Origin of the sequence: Pseudomonas sp. MPFS (assembly GCF_022537035.1) — a bacterium.
In the GTDB taxonomy this organism is placed as follows: Bacteria; Pseudomonadota; Gammaproteobacteria; order Pseudomonadales; family Pseudomonadaceae; genus Aquipseudomonas; species Aquipseudomonas sessilinigenes.
Genome location: NZ_CP066123.1, coordinates 5,762,605 through 5,782,275 on the forward strand (window position 1 = coordinate 5,762,605; position 19,671 = coordinate 5,782,275).

The following is a 19,671-nucleotide window of genomic DNA, read 5'->3' on the forward strand; positions in this document are numbered from 1 at the left end:
CGACCATCGGTGGCCGCAAAAGGATGGCGATCTTAACTCGGCGTGATCGGCCTGCCACAGGTTTTTCGCCGCTCGAAAACCGCGGCTACGGGCTGCTCAAACCAGTCATGGCGGCTACCGAAGTAGCCGCCATGGCTAGGGTCAGTAGCGAGCGTCCGCCGGCCGGCCACCGTTCGGCCAATCCTTGACCTTGTCCGGGAAGTCCGGACGCGGTTGATGGGAGAAGTACTCGGCCACATCCAGGGCTTCCTGGTCCGAGAGGCCACCCTGGCCCAGGGGGAACTTCTCGTGGAAGCCGATCGGCATGTTGCGCTTGACGAAGGCCGCGGCGGTGTAGGTACGGGCCATGCCGGCGCCGATGTTGAACGACTCGTCGCCCCACAGCGGCGGGAAGATCAGGCTGCCGTCGGCACGCTTCAGGCCTTCGCCATCAACGCCATGGCATACCGCGCACTGCTTGGCGTACACCTGCTTGCCATTCTCGGCGTTGGGCTTGAGGGCGGGATCGATCTTGCCCACGCCACGCCCGGCCACCTTGTCCTCGGGACGGGTGTTCATCTTCATCCACTCGAAGTAGGCCACCATGGCTTGCATGTCCGGGCCAGCCACCGGCAGCGGCTTGCCGTGCATGGAGCGGCGGAAGCAACCGTTGATGCGCTCTTCCAGGGTGATGGTCTTGCCCGCCCGTGGCGCGTAGCCGGGGAAGAATGCCGAGACACCGACAAAAGGCGAACCATCGGCCACGGTGCCAGCGTTGAGGTGGCAGCTGGTGCAGTTCAGCGAGTTGCCGACGTTGTCCGGCAGCAGGGCCTTGGTCTCCAGGTGCAGGCGCATGCCGCGCACCAGTTGCTCGGCGTTCGGCGCCGCCAGCAGGTTGGCCAGGCGTGGGGTTTCAAACGGCGTGCTCTCCACTTGCGGGCTCAGTTGGGCACGCATTTTCTTGACCTGGTTGGCGTCGATGGCAGAACCCTGGTTGCCCCAGCTGCTGCGGACGAAAGTCAGGATCTCGGCGATTTCCTCATCGGCCAGTTGGGCAAAGCCCGGCATGGTGTAGACCCGTGGATGGGCCGCGGTCTGGGCGGTCTTCCAGCCGGTCAGGGTGATGTGCAGCAAGGACGTCGGGTTGCTCGATGCCACGCTCGGGTTGCCCGCCAGGGACGGGAACATCTGCGGTACGCCGGCGCCATCCTGGCGGTGGCAGTCGGAGCAGAACTGCGCATAACCCAGGCCACCACGAGAGGTGAACAGGTTGCTCGGCGGTGCTGCCGGGGCCTGGACCTCGGACGGCATCGGCAGGTCATCCTTGCCCGCCGGCAGCGACTTGAGATAGGCCGCAATGGCGGTCAGGTCGGCATCGGTGAAGTGCTGGGTACTGTGGTGGATCACATCGGCCATGTTGCCCGAGACCGTGGCGAAGCGGTTCTGCCCGGTCTTGAGCAGTTGCACGGTGTCTTCCACGGTCCACAGGTTGCGCAGGCTCAGGGCACGCCACTCTTCTACCGTTTCCCCGGCCAGGTAATGCTGGCCACCGGATTCGGTGTCGCTCATGGCCTTCTCCTGGAAGGCGATGCCCCGTGGGGTGTGGCAGGAACCGCAATGGCCCAGGCCCTGGACCAGGTAAGCGCCACGGTTGAGCTGTTCGTCACGCTGGGGATCGGGCTTGAAGGGCTGTTTGTCGACGAAGGCGAAGTTCCAGAACCACAGGCCCCAGCGCTGGTTGAAGGGGAAGCCCATGTCGGCCTCCAGGTTGCCCTGGGCCACCGGCTCCACGCCATTCATCAGGTAGGCAAAGAGCGCTCGCATGTCCTCTTCGGTCATCTTCGCGTAGGACGGGTACGGCATGGCCGGGTACAAATGGCTGCCGTCAGGGGTCACGCCTTCGCGCATGGCGCGGTCGAACTGTTCGAAGCTGTAGGCGCCGATGCCAGTTGCCTTGTCCGGGGTGATGTTGCTGGAGTAGATGGTGCCCATGGGCGTCTTCAGCTCCAGGCCGCCGGCCATGACGGCGCCGCCACGGGCGGTATGGCAAGCGATACAGTCGCCGAGCTGGGCCACATACTGGCCACGCTGGATCGTTTCGGCATCGGGGGTGGGGGTAGCTGCCGGAGCAGGCTCGCTACCGTGGGCAGAATGTACGCAGAGCAACGCAGCGCCCAGGAGGCACAAGCGTGACAGAGAAAAAGCCATCAGGTTATTCCTTTAAAACCCGCCTGGGGTGATCCCCTCGGCCGATATCCGCAAAGGTTTTTATTGGTTATCTCGGGCCCTTGGGAGGTAGGCCCGGGGCCCGGTACCTTGTGGGTCCGAGCCTGAGTCCCTTGTAGCGGATTTCTCTGAAAACCCTGTTGATATGGATCATGCACCTGTAGGCAATGGCCTAAACGCCCCCTTGTACGACGTTTTTACTCAGTCGTTTCCACGCCCAGTCCAGCGGCCTGCCAGTCGGTGAACCCCTCGTCCAGGCGCCGCACCTTGAAGCCCCTGGCCCGCAACAACGCCGCTGCGTTGTGCGAGAGCACGCAATAAGGGCCGCGGCAGTAGGCCACCAATTCTTGTTCCGACGGTAGCTCCGCCAGGCGCAGTTCCAGCTCCTCCACCGGGATATTGATGGCCCCCGGCAGGTGCCCCTGGGCAAATTCCTCCGGCGAACGCACATCCAGCAAGGTCATGCCGCCCTCTTGCAGGCGCTGGCGCAACTCGTCCCGGGAGATCCCTTCCAAGCGCGCCGGTTGCTGGACGCTATCGCTGAGCAGCTCGCGGATCTGCCCATGGTTGTAGTCCACATACCGGCGCAAGGCATCGAGCAAGCCCGCCACCGGGCCCTGGGCCAGGCTGTAGAGCACGCGCTTGCCATCACGCCGGGTCTGCACGAAACCGCCGCGACGCAGCTGCTGCAGGTGCTGGGAAGTATTGGCTACCGAAAGGCCCGAGGCCTCCACCAGGCGCTCCACCGGCTGCTCGCCGCGAGCGATGTGCTCCAGCAGGATCAGGCGATGGTGATGCCCGAGGATGCGCGCCAGCTCGGCCATGTCGGCCAGTGGCTGCTGTGGGGAAAGCGAATCGATCATTGACAGTTCCTGCTGCTTTATTGATCATTCAATCATTAAATTGAATGAAATCTTACCACGGAATACCTGGCACTGTACTGCCAGGCTCCCGTATCTGAAGGAGTCCTTATGCATGCACTCATGGCGTTGATCTTACCGGCACTGGCGATCGGTGTCGGCGCAACCGTGGTCCTGGATCTCTGGAACCTGTTCCTGGCCCGGTTCCTGAACATGCCTGGCCCCAACTGGGCCATGGTCGGACGCTGGATCGGCCACTTCCCCAAGGGCCGGTTCGTGCACCAGAACATTGCCCAGGCCGCACCAGTCGCTGGTGAACAAGCGTTGGGCTGGTTGGCCCACTACCTGATCGGGATCGCTTTCGCGGTACTGTTGCTGCTGACCCAGGCCCCGCAATGGCCGTTGCAACCGACCCTGGCCCCGGCGCTGATCGTCGGCGTGCTGACGGTGGCCGCGCCGTTCTTCCTGATGCAGCCGTGCATGGGCGCCGGAGTCGCGGCCAGCAAGACGCCCAAGCCAAACGTGGCCCGGCTGCGCAGCCTGGTCGGCCACTCGGTGTTCGGCCTGGGCTTGTACGGTTCGGCCATGACCTGGGCCTGGGTGATGGGACAGTAAGGGATGCCGGACTTATCTAGGGTCTGTTGCCATTTCGCCGCGACCGCGCCGGAGCCAGTTTTAGCGCGGAGCTAGGCACGAGACGCGAAGTTTGGCCGTCCAAATGAGCCGTCGAGTAACGACGCGCCGCGCTAAAACCGGCCCGTCCCTTCGGGTTGCGCGACAAATGGCGCCATGCGTCGTTGCAGGACTTGACAAGGGAACGACCATTGCCTGCGTCCTACGCCTAGCCTGGCGCCATTTGACGCGGCAACGCGGTTTGCGCCGAAACGGCAACAGACCCTAGACCCAATCCTCGACGCGCAACCCGGGCACACGCTCGAACTCACGAAGATTGTTGGTGACCAGGGTCAGCCCCAATGACCTGGCATGTCCCGCTATGAGTTGATCGTAGGGACCTATCCGTCTGCCCTTCTGGGCGAGTTCGGCCTGTAGCTGGCCACTATGGATCGCGGCGTTATCGTCATAATCCAGCACTTGCAGGCGTGCCACGAAGCTTTCAACACGCCCCAGGTTTTTCTCCGGCACGGCAGATTTTTCCGCACCATAGATCAGTTCCATCAACGTGATGGAACTGATGCACAAACGTCCCTGATTACGGCTGAACGCTTCGCGAACCTGCTGGGGTTTGTTCTTGATGGTAAAGATGCAGATATTGGTATCGAGCATGTACTTGAACATCAGAACTCCTCACGTACCTGTTCGGCAGGCTGCTCCCGTTCAGTCATGAAGTCGGCGCTCACGCTGTCCTGCTCATCAAACCAACTGTCCCAGGACTCGCCCGCCGGAGTGATGATGCGGGTGCGGCCGATCGCGACGATGTCCACCCGTGTGACATCGTCCGGTAACGCCACGGCCTTGGGCATGCGAATAGCCTGGCTGCGATTGCTTTTGAATACGGAACCGGTTTCCATCGAATCACCTGCTGCATGAGCCAAAGGTGCCTCAAGTCTAGTGAAGCAAAGGGATATGTCAAAGGTATATCCCTTACGCCCAGCCATCGCCGACCGAACGCTTCAACCCGGTAGCACTCGAAGCAGGATGGCGGATCGAAGCCATGACCCACCTCGAACGTACACAAGGGATAGCCATGCTCGAACACCTGGACCTCAACGCCCTGATCGCCACCTACGGCTACTGGGTGATCTTCGTCGGTTGCCTGCTGGAGGGCGAGACGGTGTTGATCCTCGGTGGCATGGCGGCGCACCAGGGCAACCTGGAGTGGCCCCAGGTGCTCGGCGTGGCCACCCTCGGCGGCATCCTCGGCGACCAGTTGCTGTTCTGGACCGGTCGCTACTCCGGCGCCCGGGTACTGCCCAGGCTCAAGCGCCATCAGGCCGCCATCGAGCGGGTCAAGGGCCTGATCGAACGCTACCCCCTGACCTCGGTGTTCGCCGTGCGCTTTCTCTATGGCATGCGCCTGGTAGGCCCGATGGTCATCGGTGCCAGCGGCCTGGCTCCCTGGCGCTTTGCCTTGCTCAATGTGCTCGGGGCCGCGGTCTGGGCCATGTTGTTCGTCGGGGCTGGCTATTGGGCCGGCGAGGCCTTGCAGCATTTTTTCGGCGACTTGAAACCCTATCGCCTGCCGATCTTCCTCGGCGTGGTGGCCCTGCTGGGACTCGCCGCGCTGGTACGGCACCTGCGCAACCGACGCAAGACGAAAACCTCTTGAAGCGGGCGCAAACCCTGGATCGGGAATTTTCATACTGACCCGGCGACTTTATTTCGTTTGTCCCAGGCGGCCGAGGCCGGCTTAGATAACCGCTCGTTTCCGGCATGCAGAGCCCGTCCCATGAGCTACGAAAATATCAGCCGTTCGATCGCCACCGTCCACCCGATCCAGCTCAGCCACGGGCGCAACGCCGAAGTCTGGGACACCCAGGGCAAGCGCTACATCGACTTCGTCGGCGGCATTGGCGTGCTCAACCTCGGGCACTGTCATCCGCGCATCGTCGCGGCCATCCAGGCCCAGGCCAGCCGCCTCACCCACTACGCCTTCAACGCCGCGGCCCACACGCCCTACCTTGATTTCATGGAGCGCCTGGCCCGCTTCATCCCGGTGAGCTACCCGGTCAGCGGCATGCTCACCAACAGTGGTGCCGAAGCGGCGGAAAACGCCTTGAAGATCATCCGCGCCGCCACCGGGCGCAGCGCGGTGATTGCCTTCGACGGCGGCTTCCATGGCCGCACCCTGGCCACCCTCAACCTCAACGGCAAGGTCGCGCCCTACAAACAGAAGGTCGGCGTGTTACCAGGCCCGGTGTATCACCTGCCCTACCCCAGCGCCGACAACGGCGTGAGTGCCGAAGAAGCCTTGAAGGCCATGCAACGGTTGTTCAGCGTGGAGATCGATGTCGGCGAAGTGGCCTGCTTCATCCTCGAGCCAGTGCAGGGCGAAGGCGGCTTCCTCGCGCTGGACCCTGGGTTCGCCCAAGCCCTGCGCCGCTTGTGCGACGAACAGCGGATCCTCCTGGTGGCCGACGAAATCCAGTCCGGCTTCGGCCGCACCGGCCAGCGTTTCGGTTTTTCCCGGCTGGGCATCGAACCGGACCTGATCCTCCTGGGCAAGAGCATCGGCGGTGGGCTGCCCCTGGGCGCGGTAGTCGGCCGCAAGGACCTGCTGGACAGCCTGCCCCGGGGCGGTCTGGGCGGCACCTATTCGGGCAATCCGATCGCTTGTGCCGCAGCCCTGGCGACCCTGGACGAAATGACCGACGAGCATCTGCACACCTGGGGCACGCACCAGGAGCGAGCGATTGTCGAGCGTTACCAGCATTGGAAAGCCAGTGGCCTGTGCCGCTACCTGGGGCGCTTGACCGGCGTGGGCGCCATGTGCGGCATCGAGCTGCTGGATGAGCATGGCGCGCCAGCGTCGCAGCCGTTGAACAATCTGCTGGCCAGTGCCCGGGAAGCCGGCCTGCTGCTGATGCCCAGTGGCAAGTCACGGCATATCGTGCGCCTGCTGGCACCCTTGACCACGGAACCTTCGATCTTCGAAGAGGGGCTGGATATTCTCCAGCAGTGCCTGGCGCGCCTGTAAGTCCAGGCATGCCAGGCAGGCTGGGCTAGAACAGATAGCCCATGTAGACCGCAGCGCCACCGCCGGCCTGCAAGCCGGCGTTCATCCCGGCCATCACCACCGCGCCCTTGGCCGACTGCAGCAGTTGGCGGTTGATGGTGTTGGCCGCGAAAATCGAGGCGGCGGTGGAGTTCACCGCTACCGCCAACGCCAGCAGCTTGGGGTCCAGGCCGAACAGCAAGGCCGTGGCCGAGCCACCCACTCCCAACCCGGCACCGACTTCGGTGTACAGGCAAGGGCCGGTAATGTCGTCGCTGGTCAGGTCACGGCTGGCCAGGGCATCGGAAACGAACACCTTGCCGGTACTAGGGAAGGCTTCGGCCGCACCGGCGCCGCCGACGGTCTTGCCCTTGATCCGGATATTGACCTTGCCGAAACGCGGCAGGCGGGCGCCGAACCCTACCCCCACCCCAAGGCCGCCATAGTGGTAGTGCACATCCTCGCCCTGGGGCGAGCGCAGTACCAGGGACGCACCGCTGCCTGCCAGCAGGGCCACGGTCAGGCCGCCACCGCTGGCGGTCTGGTACTGCCAGCGACTTTCGTTGACCGGGATCGGGATGTTGTAGCTCATGGGTTCAAAGTCCTTTTAATGGATGCGCGGCGCGACGCCCGCGCTGACTGCTGATGCCGACAAGGCCGGCAATGACGAACACCAGGCCGATCAGGCCCAGCACGCCTGGAGTGGCCCAGAGGGCCGCCGGATCGTCGATGACCGCACTGTTGGCCGCGCGGTCGGGCTGGTAGTAGACCCGGACCGGCTGGTCTTTCTGGTAACCGAAGATGAAACCGCCCTGGGGGTAGGAAATCCTTTCTCCACTCGCGGTGGTGAAGGCGATCTCGGGGTGCGAGCCACCGGCATTCAAGTCGCTGACGATGCCGTCGGCGCTCTGGGCACTGGCGAGGAACTCGCGGCGTTCGAGGGTGAGATTGGCGGCGATGACCAGCAGGCCGACGCCGATCAGGGCAAACAGCAGGCCCTGGAAGATTTTACCGAGGCGTGACGGGGTGGAGTTAGCCATGGGCTGTCTCGATATTCGTCCGTGAATGGGGGTGGCCAAGATAGCAAGAAACCCCCAGCTAAAAAAACCGTTGCCGCAGTGCAAGCATCACACGGCATCGGCGTTCAGGCGCCCGGTTCGCGTCGGCGGGCGCCGGTTGCGCGGCACCTACAAGCGAAAAACCCGACGGGCATTGCCCTGGAGGAATTTGTCCGCGATTGGCGGCGGAAGTTCCAGGGCCTGGACCTGCTCCAGGCATTTTTTCAGCGACAGCTGGGGGAAGTTGCTGCCGAACAAGACCTTGTCCTGGCCGTAGGTGCGGATGAAATGCAGCAGTTGCGGCGGGTAGTAGGCCGGCAGGTAGGCCGAGGTATCGATGTGGATATTGTCGTGCTTCCAGGCCAGGCCGATCATCTCATCGGTCCAGGGATGGCCGATGTGCCCGCCGACGATCACCAGCTCGGGAAAGTCCAGGGCCACCTCGTCCAGGTAGGGCACCGGCCGCCCGGTCTCCGATGGCATCAGCGGTCCGGTATGGCCGACCTGGGTACAGAAGGGAATCCCCAGCTCGATGCACTTGGCGTACAGCGGGTAGTACAGGCGGTGGTTGGGCGGCAGCTTCCATAGCCAGGGCACGATGCGCAGGGCCTTGCAACCCAGCTCGCCCACCGCCCGATCGAGCTCGGCCAGGGCGGCCATGGGCCGACTCAAGTCTACCGTGGCCACGCCGACGAAACGCTCGGGAAAGGCCCGGGTATAGGCCGCCACTTCATCGTTGCTGAACACCCAGCCCTCGGGCCGGCACCAGGCGCTGAGCATGAGTTTTTCCACCCCGGCCTGATCCATCAGCGCCACGGTCTGCTCGATACTCACCGGCTGGTCAAGCAGGTGCGCCGAGCCGGACTTCTCGAACAGCCGGGCGACTTCCGGCAACAGCGCCCGCGCGCGGCCGTTGGCGGGCTGCGCCCAGGCATCGATGGCTCCCAGTTTCACGGTCATGCTTGTATCCTCCAGGCTGCTCAAGGTCGAACCGACACGCTACGCCCGGGCTCTGGCGGCAACAATGTTCACAGTGCTCGACCCGCTTGACCTAAGCGCCCAGCCTCGCTGGACGGCTGACAGGCCGATGGAACGCAACCTGCCCCCTGGAGATTTCCCCATGCTGATTCGAGACGCCTGCGCTGAAGACAGCGAAGCCCTGTGGCAATTTCTCGCGGACAACGGCTGGCGCCATCGCATTGGTACCCGCGAGTACTTCAGCCAATTGCTGGCCAACTCCCAGCGCACGGCGGTGGCCCTGCACGACAACAGCATCATCGGTTTTGCCCGCGGCCTCAGCGATGGGCTCTCCAACGGCTACCTGTCCATGGTGGTGGTTGCCCAGCACTATCGGCGGCAAGGTACAGGCCGGGCCCTGGTGCACTGGGTGATGGGCGACAACCCGCAGATCACCTGGGTCCTGCGCGCCGGTCGTCCCGGGGCAGCGGAATTTTTCAGCACACTGGGCTTCGAGCCCTCGGACATCACCATGGAGCGCAAGCGCCATAGCGCCTGATCGCCCTTCACCTGCTGCTCACCCAAGGAATCCTCATGTCAGAACAACACGACACCAATGCCGACTGGCCACCGGCCGGCTGCCCGCCCCTGGCCTGGCCGGACCTGCCCGATCAGGCCACGCGCCTGGCCTGGTACCGGGCGGCGATTGGCGCCTACGGCGCTTTATGGGAAGGACACATCAACGAACCCGAGCTGACGCCCGTCAGCGAAGACGCCTTGCAAGCCCTGGAACAGCGCCTGGGCTGCCCGCTGCCACCGGCGCTGCGTGACTATCACCGCCAGCTGGGGGTGCTGTCCCTGGCCGAGACCCTGTGCAGCGTCGAGCCCGGCGACATCTCGATCCAGCCTCTGCTGGAGGCCTACCCCGGCATCGTCGAGATCGACGAGCAATACCTGGACCTGGCACTGGCGCAAAGGCTGGTGGCCTTCGGCGACTACCTGGGCAACGGCAACCTGTTCTGCTTCGAGCGTGACACCGGCGCGGTCTACTACTTCGACCACGATAGCGGCATGGCCCTGACGCCTTTCTTCGATTCGCCGCAGGACTACCTGGATGCGCTGATGCTGCTGTGCCTGGCCGAGGTACATGACGACGATGACGGCGTCGAAGCGCTGATCAGCCAGCGCTATGGCGAGGATCTGCTACGCAAGTGGCGCTACTGACCTCCCCGCCCTCAAGGCCGGTCATCAGCCGCCAGTCTTCACCCGTATCGGCTGTTCCTGGTAACGCTCGGGAAACAGCTGCTTGAGGTGCGCCACCTTGGGCAGGTCATTGATCACGATGTAGGGATAGCCAGGGTGCTCGGCAAGAAAATCCTGGTGATAGGCCTCCGCCGGGTAAAAGGTCTGGTCCGGTTCCAGGCGGGTGGCAATGGGCTTGGCGAACGCCTGCCCTGCATCGAGCTGGGCGATGTAGGCCTGGGCCACCCGTTGTTGCTCGGGTGTCTGCGGGAACAGCGCCGAGCGGTACTGGGTGCCGCTGTCCGGCCCCTGGCGATTGAGTTCGGTAGGGTCGTGGGCCACCGAGAAGTAGATCTGCAGCAAGCTGCCGTAGCTGACCTGGGCCGGATCGAAGGTCACCTGCACCGACTCGGCATGCCCGGTGTCACCTTCGCTGACCCGCTGATAGTCCGCCGTCTGCGCCGCGCCCCCGGCATAACCGGACACCGCGCGCTGCACCCCTTTGACATGGGCGAACACGCCCTGCACACCCCAGAAGCAACCACCGGCAAATACCGCCGTCTCGCTAGGGGCCGGATTGCGTTCATCCAGCGCTGGCGGTGCGATCACCACCGCGTCACCGGTACCGCCAAGGGAAAAGGCCGAGCACTGCCCCGCCAGCCCCAGCACGGTCATTGCCAGCACTGCACACAGAATGTTCTTCATACCTGCCTCTCTTGCCATGAGTGAACCTGCAAGGCCCCGCGCGACCTTTCCACGATCCAGGCCAACCGACTGTCGTGCCCCCACCTCTCAACCAAAGGTGAAGGCATAGGCCCGCACCCCTGGTTCGAGAAACTCGATGCTGAAGGTGTGCTCCGCCACATCGCCGGCCTGACGCACCAACTGGTACAGGCGTTGGTCGGTCACCTGGCCGCTGCCGTCGGGCGCCACATCCACGCCGTGGTCCGCCCCCGGTGCCTGGCCGTCGATCAGCACCTTGAAGCGCACCGGCTTGCCATCCACCCCCGGACCCAGTACCAGGTGCAGGTCACGGGCGTGAAAGCGGTACACCAGCGCCCCGCCTGGCGCAGTGGATCGAGCACTTTCGGCCCCGACCTTCCACTGCCCGCGCAGGCCCCAGTCGTTCAGCGCCAACTGCGCTGGCACGTCATAGGCCGCGACGGTGTCCGGCGCCAGGCTGGCCTGGGGCACGAAATTCTCCGAGCGCTGGTAGCCGACGTAGGTTTCCGGCGAGCGCACCTCGTTCATGTCCGCCGCTTGCTGCACCCCCTGGGCCTCGGCCTGGATCAAGCCACCGGTGACCTGGGCATTGCCGGCCTCGCGCAGCAGTTGCTGGATCACTCGCTCCGACTCGGCGTACTCACCCTCGCCGAAGTGGTGGTAGCGAATGCGCCCCTGGGCATCGGCGAAGTAGTGCGCCGGCCAATACTGGTTGTCGAAGGCACGCCAGATCCGGTAGTCGTTATCGATGGCCACGGGGTAGTCGATGCCCAAGTCCTTCACGGCCTTGGTGACATTGCCCACGTCCCGTTCGAAGGCGAACTCCGGGGCGTGTACACCGATCACCACCAGCCCCTGGTCGCGGTACTTCTCGGCCCAGGCTTTGACATAGGGCAGGCTGCGCAGGCAGTTGATGCAGGAGTAGGTCCAGAAATCCACCAGTACCACCTTGCCCTTCAGCGCCTCGGCACTCAGGGGGGGCGAGTTGAGCCACTGCACGGCGCCACTCAGTGGCGGCAACTGGCCCTGCACCGGCAAGGCCGGCGCGGACATGGCGCCAGCGGCAGCCATCATTGCGCCGCCGGGGTGGTCCTGCGCCTGCATCGCCCCCTCCGGTGTGGCCGCCCCACCCGCCAGCCGTCCCACCAGGACCTGCTCCAGGCCGGCGGTGGAGGCCGTGGAAAGACGCGCCAGAATCCCGGTGTCCCAGCCCATGGCAATCGCCGCGACCCCGGCGAGCATCGCTGCCCCCAGGCCCTTGCGCAGCCATTCACCGGCGCCCAGGGAGCGCTTCATGGCGGCGAACACCTTGCCACCGAGCAACAGCGCCACGGCCAGCGAGGTCGCAGCACCGCCCGCGTAGGCCAGCAACAGCAGGCTGGTCGCGAGGTTGGCGCCCTGCAATGCCGCACCGGTCAGCAACAGCCCGAGAATCGGCCCGGCGCACGGCGCCCAGAGCAGGCCGGTGGCAACGCCGATCAACAATGAAGCGCCGGGCCGCGGCCGTGGGTCGTGGCCGGCAGCCTCCGACAGCCGCCCGCCCATCGCCACCAGCGGCCGGGTCAGGCGCTCGGCCAACCGCGGCAGCAGCAGCGTCAGCCCGAACAGTGCTACGCACAGCAACGCGAGCCAGCGACCGTACTGATTGGCTTGCACCACCCAGGCGCCGCCGACCGCCGCCAGGCTCGCGACCACGGCGAAGGTCAGGGCCATGCCCAGCAACAGCGGCAAGCCACTGCGCAAGAACGGCTGCCCGGTGCGAGCGAAGACAAAGGGCAATACCGGCAGAATGCAGGGGCTGACAATGGTCAGCACACCACCGAGATAAGCGAGAAGCAGTAGCCACATGAGGTCATCCTTCTATCGGTGAGAAACAGCATCAGGCCGCTTGCACGGTGAAGTTCATGGCCAGCCCGTTCATGCAGTAGCGCAGGCCGGTAGGGGCCGGGCCATCATCGAATACATGCCCCAGGTGGCCGCCACAGCGCCGGCAGTGCACTTCGGTGCGCTGCATGCCCAAAGAACGATCGCTGCGCTGCGCCACTGCCTGCTCCAGCGGGGCCCAGAAGCTTGGCCAGCCGGTATGACTGTCGAATTTGGTGGTCGAGGAAAACAGCGCCAGGGCGCAGCCGGCACAGGCGAAGGTGCCCGCGCGGTGCTCGTCGTTGAGCGCACTGCTGTAGGCCCGTTCGGTACCCTCCTGGCGCAGTACCCGGTACTGCTCGGGGCTGAGCAAGGTGCGCCACTGGTTGTCGGTGTGGCTGACCTCAAACGCCTCATCGGCTTGGGCCGCTCCCAACAGGCGGCCTTCACCGCCCTGCCAGGGCAGCACCTTCAGGGCCAGGGTGGCCACCCCAAGACCTGCACCTGCCGCCAGCAATTGTCGCCGTGTGAACATGGGTCTCTCCCGTAATCGGCCTCTGAACCTTGGGCAGAGCCTATGCTTGGGCTGATCGCCAAATCCTCACGCACAGTTAAACAATTCGTGATAACTGGCCGAGGCGAAACACCGCACAATGCGCCCATTGCCCCCGCGAGGCCCGAGTGTCGATGGAACAAGCCAAACGCGTGCTGGTGGTCGAGGATGACCAGCACATTGCCGAGCTGATTGCGCTGCATTTGCGCGACGAACACCTGCAAGTGGTGCACAGCGCCGACGGCACCGAGGGCCTGCGCCTGCTGGAACAGGGTGGCTGGGACGCGCTGATCCTGGACCTGATGCTGCCCGGGGTCGATGGCCTGGAGATCTGTCGCCGCGCCCGGGCCATGACCCGCTACACGCCGATCATCATCACCAGTGCCCGCTCCAGCGAGATGCATCGCATCCTTGGCCTGGAACTGGGCGCCGACGACTACCTGGCCAAGCCGTTCTCGGTGCTCGAGCTGGTGGCCCGGGTCAAGGCGCTGCTGCGCCGGGTCGATGCGCTGGCACGCAACCTCAAGCTGGACAGCGGCAGCCTCGCCCTCGACGGCCTGGCCATCGATCCGCTGACCCGCGACGCCAACCTGGACGGGCGGCGCCTGGACCTCACGCCGCGGGAGTTCGACCTCCTGTATTTCTTCGCCCGCCAGCCGGGCAAGGTGTTCTCGCGCATGGACCTGCTCAATGCCGTCTGGGGCTACAACCACGAAGGCTACGAGCACACCGTCAACACCCATATCAATCGCTTGCGGGCCAAGATCGAAAGCGACCCGGCACAGCCCGCGCGGATCCTCACGGTCTGGGGCCGCGGCTACAAGTTCGCCACCCAGGAGCCGACATGAGGCTGACCCTGACCCAGCGCCTGTCCGTGGTGTTCGCCCTGTTGCTGCTGGTGTGCTGCTCCACCTCGGCCTGGCTGCAGGTGCGCTCCAGCCGCATGCATGAACTGGAAGTGGTCCAGGGCCTGTCGCGGGACCTGGCCGGGCATATCGCCCAGGACACCCAGCTGATGGATGCCAACGGCCTGATGCCCAACGCCCTGCGTACGCTGTTCGGCCAGCTGATGCTGGTCAACCCCAGTGTCGAGGTGTACCTGCTGGACACCCAGGGACGCGTGATGGGCAACGCCGCCCCTGCCGGTCGCCTGCGCCGCGAACAGGTGGACCTGGCGCCAATCCGGCGCCTGCTGGCTGGCGACCCACTGCCGATCCTTGGCGACGACCCGCGCAGCCCGGACGGACGCAAGGTGTTCAGCGCAGCGCCGTTGATGGTTGCCGGCAAGCAGGCGGGTTATCTGTACGTGGTGCTGCTCAGCGAGGAACACGACCGCCTGGCCGAACGCGGCGCCACGGGTGCGGCCTTGAACATCGCCTTGTGGTCGATCGCCCTGGTGGCGCTGTTATGCCTGATCGCCGGCCTCACGGCCTTCGCCCTGATCACCCGGCCATTGCGCACCCTGACCGAACGGGTCGGCCACTTCGACATCGAGGGTGCTTCGCCGCCACTGGAGCCCACGCCACCAGCTCAACCCAAGAACGGTAGCCTGGATGAAATCGCCATACTCGATGCCACGTTCCGCCAGATGCAAACCCGGCTCAACGAACAGTGGCGCACCCTGACCCGCCAGGATCAGGAGCGTCGTGAGCTGGTGGCGAACATTTCCCACGACCTGCGCACGCCACTGTCGTCCCTGCATGGCTACCTGGAAACCCTGTCGCTCAAGGACGCCAGCCTGAGCCCCGAGGAACGTCGGCGCTACCTGGGCATCGCCCTGGATCAGAGCCGCAAGGTCGGCGGCCTGGCCCAGGCACTGCTGGAACTGGTGCGCCTGGAACACGGTTTCGTCCAGCCGGTGCTCGAGAGCTTTTCCCTGACCGACCTGCTGCAAGACATATTCCAGAAGTTCGAACTGGCCGCCGAGGCGCGCCAGGTGCAGCTCAAGGCCGACTTCGCCCCAGGCGCCTGGGGCGTCTGTGCCGACCTGGGGCTGATCGAGCGGGTGCTGACCAACCTGGTGGACAATGCCCTGCGCCACACCCCCGGCAGTGGCGAGATCGAGATCGGCCTGCGCGCCGACGGCCCAGAGGTGCAGGTACGAGTCAGCGACAGTGGTCCCGGCATTGCCGAGCACCTGCGCGAAGGCCTGTTCCTGCGTCCCTTCACCATTGGTGGCGCCCGCCGCGACGGCGGCCTGGGCTTGCGCATCGTGCATCGCATCCTGCAACTGCATGGCAGCAGCATCCGCCTGGAGGACCTGCCCGGGCGTGGCGCGACCTTCTGCTTCGCCCTGCCGGTCCAGGCAAGGACCGCCGAGGAATGGGCCAGGCAATCGCGGACAAGCCAATAGCACTGATTCCGAAACTCATCGCTTCGACCGGTTGCACAAGGCCAAGCCTCGCCCGCTGCCTGTCGCAAAGCAGCCGGGCTGCCCATCTTGTCCAGGGGCTCGCCCCCCGTTCAGGGCGAGGGCTTCAGCGCTGCTAAGGCGCGGCCCGATACAGGGTTTGCAGGTGGGAAAGGCGCAAGCCGCCGTGCTCCAGGTTGCGCCGGCTTTGCGAGTTCACCAACGCCGTGGCCGCCACACTCCGAGCGCCGAGGGCGACGGCCCTGTGCAACCTGTGGGCGATCAGGGCCCGGTGATAACCCTGGCCCCGCGCAGCCTTGGTGGTAAAGGCGGTGCCCAGGTAGGCCACGCCGTTGTCGGCGAGGAACAACGCCGCACCGGCCACCGCGACACCCTGTTCGCGTATCAGGTACAAGTGCCCGCGAGCATCGTCGAGCAAGGCGCCGAAAGCCGCTTGGGTAACCGGCCGGGCAGCCGCGGGTGTGTTGAATGCCTCGCGGTGCAGCACACAGAAGCTTTCCAGGGTGGACAGATCCACTGACTCGATATCCGAACACGCCGGCGAGGCCGGGATCGCCTCCACGGGCGCAAAGAATTGCCCATGGGTCCAGCCTTTCAGACGTTGCAGCAGTTGCCCTTGCAGCTCCAGGGTGGGTGCGATCCTGGCCGATGCGGCGATCAGTGCGATCGCCGGGTTACAGGTGTTGCAAGCCTGCAACAGGCTGGCCAGCTTCCCGGCATCTCGCTCCTGGTCACCGTGCACCCGATTCAGCATCGGGCTGGGGTTGCTGGCGACGACGAACGCCCCACACGTCGAGTCGCCCTGCAAGCTTGCCCGATAGGGGTTGCCCGGCAAGTTCGCCAGCCCCTCGACCCGGGTCCGCAGGTATTGGTTTTCTGCATATTCCAGCGCCAACGCGCGCGCGCGATCCATATCAGCGGCCGCCTGCCGGTGTTTCACTGACCCAGGGCACCCGTACTTCTTCAGCGATACGCGCAGCCTGTTCCTGCAGGCTCGCGAGGCTGGCCTTGCGCCCGAACAATCCCGTGAAGTGCAGCAGCAGGCGACCGGCGAACCCGAGGCCATCGCCGCTGCGCCGGGGGATCAGGTGCATGTGGGCATGGGGAATATGCTGGTTGGTGGCCCGGCCATCGTTGACCAACAGGTGCGTGCCCTCCACGCCGAAGCCGGCACGACGCTGCGCGGCCACCAGGCCATCGAACACCTGGTACAGGTGCTGGCGGACGAAACCGGGCAACTGGTCGAGCTTTTCCACATGGGACTGGGGAATCAGCAGCACATGGCCCTGCCCCAGGGGGTGCACGTCCATGAAGGCCAGGCAATGCTCATCGCGGTAGACCACGGCCGCGGGCAGGGTTGCAGCGACAATCTGGCAGAAAATGCAGTTCATCCATGAATCCTCAAGTGACAAGGGGCATCCCGGCGAAAGCCTGAATGTAACCCAGCTTGTCCCTGTCTGTGCATTTCTTGCGGCGCCTTGCCCTGGCGCCCAGGTTCAGTCCAGCGCCAGATAGGCCCCGGCGTCGACTTCGATCATCACCGGTTGGCGAGTGCCCGCAAGATTCGCCAACAGCTCTTGCAACTGCTCGGGGCTGTCGGCCTGGTAGTGAGCCACATGGCAACTGCGAGCCAGGGCCTGGAAATCCGGAGTGAGGATGTCCACCCCCAACGGTTGAATGTCGCGGGCATGCATGTAGTCACGGATCTCGCCATAGCACTGGTTGTTCCACACCAGCAGGATCACGCCGATCTGTGCTTCACAGGCCGCGATCAGTTCGCCGCTGGTGAATTGCAGGCCGCCATCGCCCACCAGGGCCACCACCGGTCGCTCGGGTTGAGCCAGCTTGGCGCCCATGGCCGCCGGCAGGCCATAGCCCAGGGTGCCGTAGCCGCTCCCGGCGTTGAACCAGCTGGCTGGAGCGGGGGCCTGGTAGCCGCACGCGCCCTGGTACACCGGCTGGGTCGAGTCGCCCACCAGGATGGGGGCGTCGAGGTTATCGCGCAGCAGGTCCAGCAAACCTTGCAGCCCTCGCTGCCTGGGGCTCCAGCTGGCGCGTTCGGCCTGGTTCACCCGTTGCACGCTGTCCACCGCCCAGCGCCGACGAGTGCTCTGCGGGGCGACCTGCTCCAGCAGCGCCTGCAAGCCCTGCCGGGCATCGCCCAACAGGCCGACATGGGCCCGTTGCACCCCCATGACCTGCAACGGGTCGATATCCAGGCGGATCAGCGAGCCCTTGAAGCGCAGCGGCCCCAGGCCAAAGAAGTCGTAGTCGGTCTCGCCCAGTTCGGTACCCACAGCCAACACCACGTCCGCCTCGTCGATCAGTGCCCGGCCATGGGCCGCCGACTGCACCCCATCGAGCAACAGCGGGTGGGCCTGGGGCAGCAAGCCCCGGGCGTTGGTGGTCAGTGCCACCGGGGCTTGCAGGCGCTCGGCCAGTTGCTGCAGCACCTGGGCACAACCCCGGGCCCCGCCACCGGCGAGGATCAGCGGCCGGTGGGCAGCATCGAGCAGGGCCAGCGCCGCGGCCAACGAGTCCCCGGCCGGAGCCGGCGCGCCGGGCAGGCTGCGCGGCATCAGGTTGAGGTCGGCGGCCGGCATCTCCAGCACGTCCAGGGGAATCTCGATATGCACCGGCCGTGGGCGCGCGCATTTGAACAGGGCAAAGGCCCGGGCCAGGATCTCCGGCAACTCCGCCGGCGACTGCAGGGTATGGCTGAAGGCGCAGACCCCGGCCACCATCGCCCGCTGGTCCGGCAGCTCGTGCAGGTGGCCGTGCCCCAGGCGCAGGTGCTCGCGCCGGTTGACCGTGGAGATCACCAGCATGGGCACCGAGTCGGCGTAGGCCTGGCCCATGGCGGTGAGAATGTTGGTCATGCCCGGGCCGGTGATGATGAAGCACACCCCGGGCTTGCCGCTGGCCCGGGCGTAGCCGTCGGCCATGAACCCCGCGCCCTGTTCGTGGCGCGGGCTGACATGGCGCAGGCGGCTGCCATGCAGGCCGCGATACAGCTCCACCGTGTGCACCCCGGGAATCCCGAACACCGTGTCCACGCCATAACCTTCCAGCAAACGAACCAGCGACTGCGCACAGGTGGTCATCGACTACTCCTCTTGTTCTTATGGCGGGCGACACCCTGCGCCCGGCTGATGTCGAGGGACATTAGTCGCAGCCACCGAGGAGCAACAATCGAAAAAAATCCTCACGATTGATCAATAAAATTCACGTTTTGCCAGCCCGTCGCGGTTCCGGGTGCAGGCGGGTGATGCCGTGCAACTGCGACTTGACCCACTCGCTGAAGGCCAGCACCACCGGGCGCTCGGCCTTGAGCTGGTCGGCCACCAGGTAGTAGCCGCGGTTGGATTCGATCTCGGTGTCGAACGGCTGCACCAGCAAACCCTTGGCCAGGGCCTCGCCGCTGATCAGGTTGTCACCCATGGCGATGCCCTGGCCGGCGATGCAGGCCGACTGCACGAAGTGCGCATCGGCGAACACGATGCCCCGGCGCACATCGACGTTCGGCGCCCCGGCCGCCGCCAGCCAGATCCGCCAGTCGGAGTAGTCGATCATGTGCAGCAACAGGGCGTGGTCCAGCGCATCCAGGCTCTTGAGCCCGCCCATGGCGTTCACCAGGCTCGGGCTGCACACCGGGAAATAGCGCAAAGAGACGATCTTCTGCACATGCTGGTTGGGCCAGTCGCCCATGCCGTAGGCGACGAACAGGTCGACGTTGCTGTCGCTGGTATCGCCCGGGGTACGCGGCGATACCAGGTGCAGTTCGACCTGGGGATACAGCGCCTGGAACTCGGCGATATGGGTGCACAGCCAGTAGGTGGCGAACCCCGGCGGGCTGCTGATGCACAGGCGCCCGCTGACCTGCTGGCCGTCCGAGCGCTGCCCGGCCTCCAGAATATTGGCCAGCAACAGGTGGATGTCCCGGGCGTAGCGCTCGCCCTGGTAGGTGATGCGGATGCTGCGGCCCTGGCGTTCGGTCAGGGCGAACCCCAGGGTCTGCTCCAGGCTCTTGATCTGGTGGCTGATGGCGCTGGGGGTCAGGTTCAGCTCGCTGGCGGCTTCGGCGACACTGCCCAGGCGGGCCACCGCATCCAGGGCCCGCAGCGCCGTCATGGAGGGATAACGCATACCGATCGTGCCTCGACTGC

21 protein-coding genes are annotated in these 19,671 nt (G+C 65.2%); 7 read left to right on the forward strand and 14 right to left on the reverse strand.

Going from position 1 to position 19,671, the window contains the following annotated elements:
• Positions 1–141: 141 nt before the first annotated feature.
• Both I9018_RS26345 and I9018_RS26350 read right to left on the reverse strand, forming a co-directional pair.
• Positions 142–2,187 carry a c-type cytochrome gene (locus I9018_RS26345; RefSeq protein ID WP_241107908.1) on the reverse strand — a complete coding sequence of 682 codons (2,046 nt, stop codon included), beginning with the start codon at positions 2,185–2,187 and terminating at the stop codon, positions 142–144.
• Between the two features lie 215 nt (positions 2,188–2,402).
• Positions 2,403–3,068, reverse strand: coding sequence for a metalloregulator ArsR/SmtB family transcription factor (locus I9018_RS26350; protein WP_068588881.1), 666 nt, complete (start codon positions 3,066–3,068; stop codon positions 2,403–2,405).
• A gap of 108 nt (positions 3,069–3,176) precedes the next feature.
• Here I9018_RS26350 and I9018_RS26355 point away from each other — a divergent pair, with 108 nt between their 5' ends.
• A complete protein-coding gene (locus I9018_RS26355; protein WP_241107909.1) occupies positions 3,177–3,680 on the forward strand; it encodes a DUF2938 domain-containing protein in 504 nt (167 codons plus the stop codon).
• A 282-nt stretch (positions 3,681–3,962) separates the two neighbouring features.
• On the opposite strand, the gene vapC is transcribed toward I9018_RS26355, so the two are convergent.
• The gene (gene vapC, locus I9018_RS26360) at positions 3,963–4,361 is read right to left on the reverse strand and encodes a tRNA(fMet)-specific endonuclease VapC (protein WP_241107910.1); all 399 of its coding nucleotides are present in this window, start codon (positions 4,359–4,361) and stop codon (positions 3,963–3,965) included.
• Positions 4,361–4,594 (reverse strand): type II toxin-antitoxin system VapB family antitoxin, encoded by a 234-nt coding sequence (gene vapB, locus I9018_RS26365; RefSeq protein WP_068588739.1) that lies wholly within the window; start codon positions 4,592–4,594, stop codon positions 4,361–4,363. The genes vapC and vapB overlap by 1 nt, the downstream gene beginning before the upstream one ends.
• 176 nt (positions 4,595–4,770) lie before the next feature.
• Between vapB and I9018_RS26370 the strand changes: the two genes are divergently transcribed.
• Together I9018_RS26370 and I9018_RS26375 are read left to right on the forward strand one after the other, a co-directional pair.
• Positions 4,771–5,352, forward strand: a complete 582-nt coding sequence (locus I9018_RS26370; RefSeq protein ID WP_241110201.1) for a DedA family protein — start codon at positions 4,771–4,773, stop codon at positions 5,350–5,352.
• 120 nt (positions 5,353–5,472) lie between these two features.
• A complete protein-coding gene (locus I9018_RS26375) occupies positions 5,473–6,720 on the forward strand; it encodes an aspartate aminotransferase family protein (RefSeq protein WP_241107911.1) in 1,248 nt (415 codons plus the stop codon).
• Between the two features lie 25 nt (positions 6,721–6,745).
• Here I9018_RS26375 and I9018_RS26380 read toward each other — a convergent pair whose 3' ends face one another.
• The 3 genes from I9018_RS26380 to I9018_RS26390 form a co-directional block, all read right to left on the reverse strand.
• Positions 6,746–7,330, reverse strand: coding sequence for a hypothetical protein (locus I9018_RS26380; RefSeq protein WP_068588731.1), 585 nt, complete (start codon positions 7,328–7,330; stop codon positions 6,746–6,748).
• Between the two features lie 4 nt (positions 7,331–7,334).
• Positions 7,335–7,778, reverse strand: a complete 444-nt coding sequence (locus I9018_RS26385; protein ID WP_068588728.1) for a DUF3592 domain-containing protein — start codon at positions 7,776–7,778, stop codon at positions 7,335–7,337.
• A gap of 147 nt (positions 7,779–7,925) precedes the next feature.
• On the reverse strand, positions 7,926–8,756 hold the full coding sequence (locus tag I9018_RS26390) for an amidohydrolase family protein (RefSeq protein WP_241107912.1): 831 nt from the start codon (positions 8,754–8,756) through the stop codon (positions 7,926–7,928).
• Positions 8,757–8,916: 160 nt separating this feature from the next.
• Here I9018_RS26390 and I9018_RS26395 point away from each other — a divergent pair, with 160 nt between their 5' ends.
• Together I9018_RS26395 and I9018_RS26400 are read left to right on the forward strand one after the other, a co-directional pair.
• Positions 8,917–9,312, forward strand: a complete 396-nt coding sequence (locus tag I9018_RS26395) for a GNAT family N-acetyltransferase (protein WP_241107913.1) — start codon at positions 8,917–8,919, stop codon at positions 9,310–9,312.
• A 35-nt stretch (positions 9,313–9,347) separates the two neighbouring features.
• Positions 9,348–9,977 carry an SMI1/KNR4 family protein gene (locus I9018_RS26400; protein ID WP_053131851.1) on the forward strand — a complete coding sequence of 210 codons (630 nt, stop codon included), beginning with the start codon at positions 9,348–9,350 and terminating at the stop codon, positions 9,975–9,977.
• Positions 9,978–10,001: 24 nt separating this feature from the next.
• Here I9018_RS26400 and msrA read toward each other — a convergent pair whose 3' ends face one another.
• From msrA to msrB, 3 genes are all read right to left on the reverse strand, one after another.
• Positions 10,002–10,700: a peptide-methionine (S)-S-oxide reductase MsrA gene (gene msrA, locus I9018_RS26405; protein ID WP_241107914.1), complete on the reverse strand. Its 699-nt coding sequence runs from the start codon at positions 10,698–10,700 to the stop codon at positions 10,002–10,004.
• Between the two features lie 87 nt (positions 10,701–10,787).
• Positions 10,788–12,566: a cytochrome c biogenesis protein DipZ gene (locus I9018_RS26410; protein WP_241107915.1), complete on the reverse strand. Its 1,779-nt coding sequence runs from the start codon at positions 12,564–12,566 to the stop codon at positions 10,788–10,790.
• 31 nt (positions 12,567–12,597) lie between these two features.
• A complete protein-coding gene (msrB, locus tag I9018_RS26415) occupies positions 12,598–13,116 on the reverse strand; it encodes a peptide-methionine (R)-S-oxide reductase MsrB (RefSeq protein WP_241107916.1) in 519 nt (172 codons plus the stop codon).
• Between the two features lie 152 nt (positions 13,117–13,268).
• Here msrB and I9018_RS26420 point away from each other — a divergent pair, with 152 nt between their 5' ends.
• Both I9018_RS26420 and I9018_RS26425 read left to right on the forward strand, forming a co-directional pair.
• Positions 13,269–13,982 carry a response regulator transcription factor gene (locus tag I9018_RS26420; RefSeq protein WP_068588710.1) on the forward strand — a complete coding sequence of 238 codons (714 nt, stop codon included), beginning with the start codon at positions 13,269–13,271 and terminating at the stop codon, positions 13,980–13,982.
• Positions 13,979–15,487, forward strand: a complete 1,509-nt coding sequence (locus I9018_RS26425) for a HAMP domain-containing sensor histidine kinase (RefSeq protein ID WP_241107917.1) — start codon at positions 13,979–13,981, stop codon at positions 15,485–15,487. Before I9018_RS26420 ends, I9018_RS26425 begins: the two co-directional genes overlap by 4 nt.
• A gap of 133 nt (positions 15,488–15,620) precedes the next feature.
• Here I9018_RS26425 and I9018_RS26430 read toward each other — a convergent pair whose 3' ends face one another.
• From I9018_RS26430 to I9018_RS26445, 4 genes are all read right to left on the reverse strand, one after another.
• Entirely contained in the window at positions 15,621–16,418 is a 798-nt protein-coding gene (locus tag I9018_RS26430) for a GNAT family N-acetyltransferase (protein WP_241107918.1), read from the reverse strand.
• 1 nt (position 16,419) lies between these two features.
• Positions 16,420–16,896 (reverse strand): HIT family protein, encoded by a 477-nt coding sequence (locus I9018_RS26435; protein ID WP_068588701.1) that lies wholly within the window; start codon positions 16,894–16,896, stop codon positions 16,420–16,422.
• 105 nt (positions 16,897–17,001) lie between these two features.
• Complete coding sequence (locus I9018_RS26440) at positions 17,002–18,609, reverse strand: 5-guanidino-2-oxopentanoate decarboxylase (protein WP_241107919.1); 1,608 nt, start codon at positions 18,607–18,609, stop codon at positions 17,002–17,004.
• Between the two features lie 121 nt (positions 18,610–18,730).
• Positions 18,731–19,651: a LysR substrate-binding domain-containing protein gene (locus I9018_RS26445; protein ID WP_068588695.1), complete on the reverse strand. Its 921-nt coding sequence runs from the start codon at positions 19,649–19,651 to the stop codon at positions 18,731–18,733.
• Between the last annotated feature and the right edge of the window lie 20 nt (positions 19,652–19,671).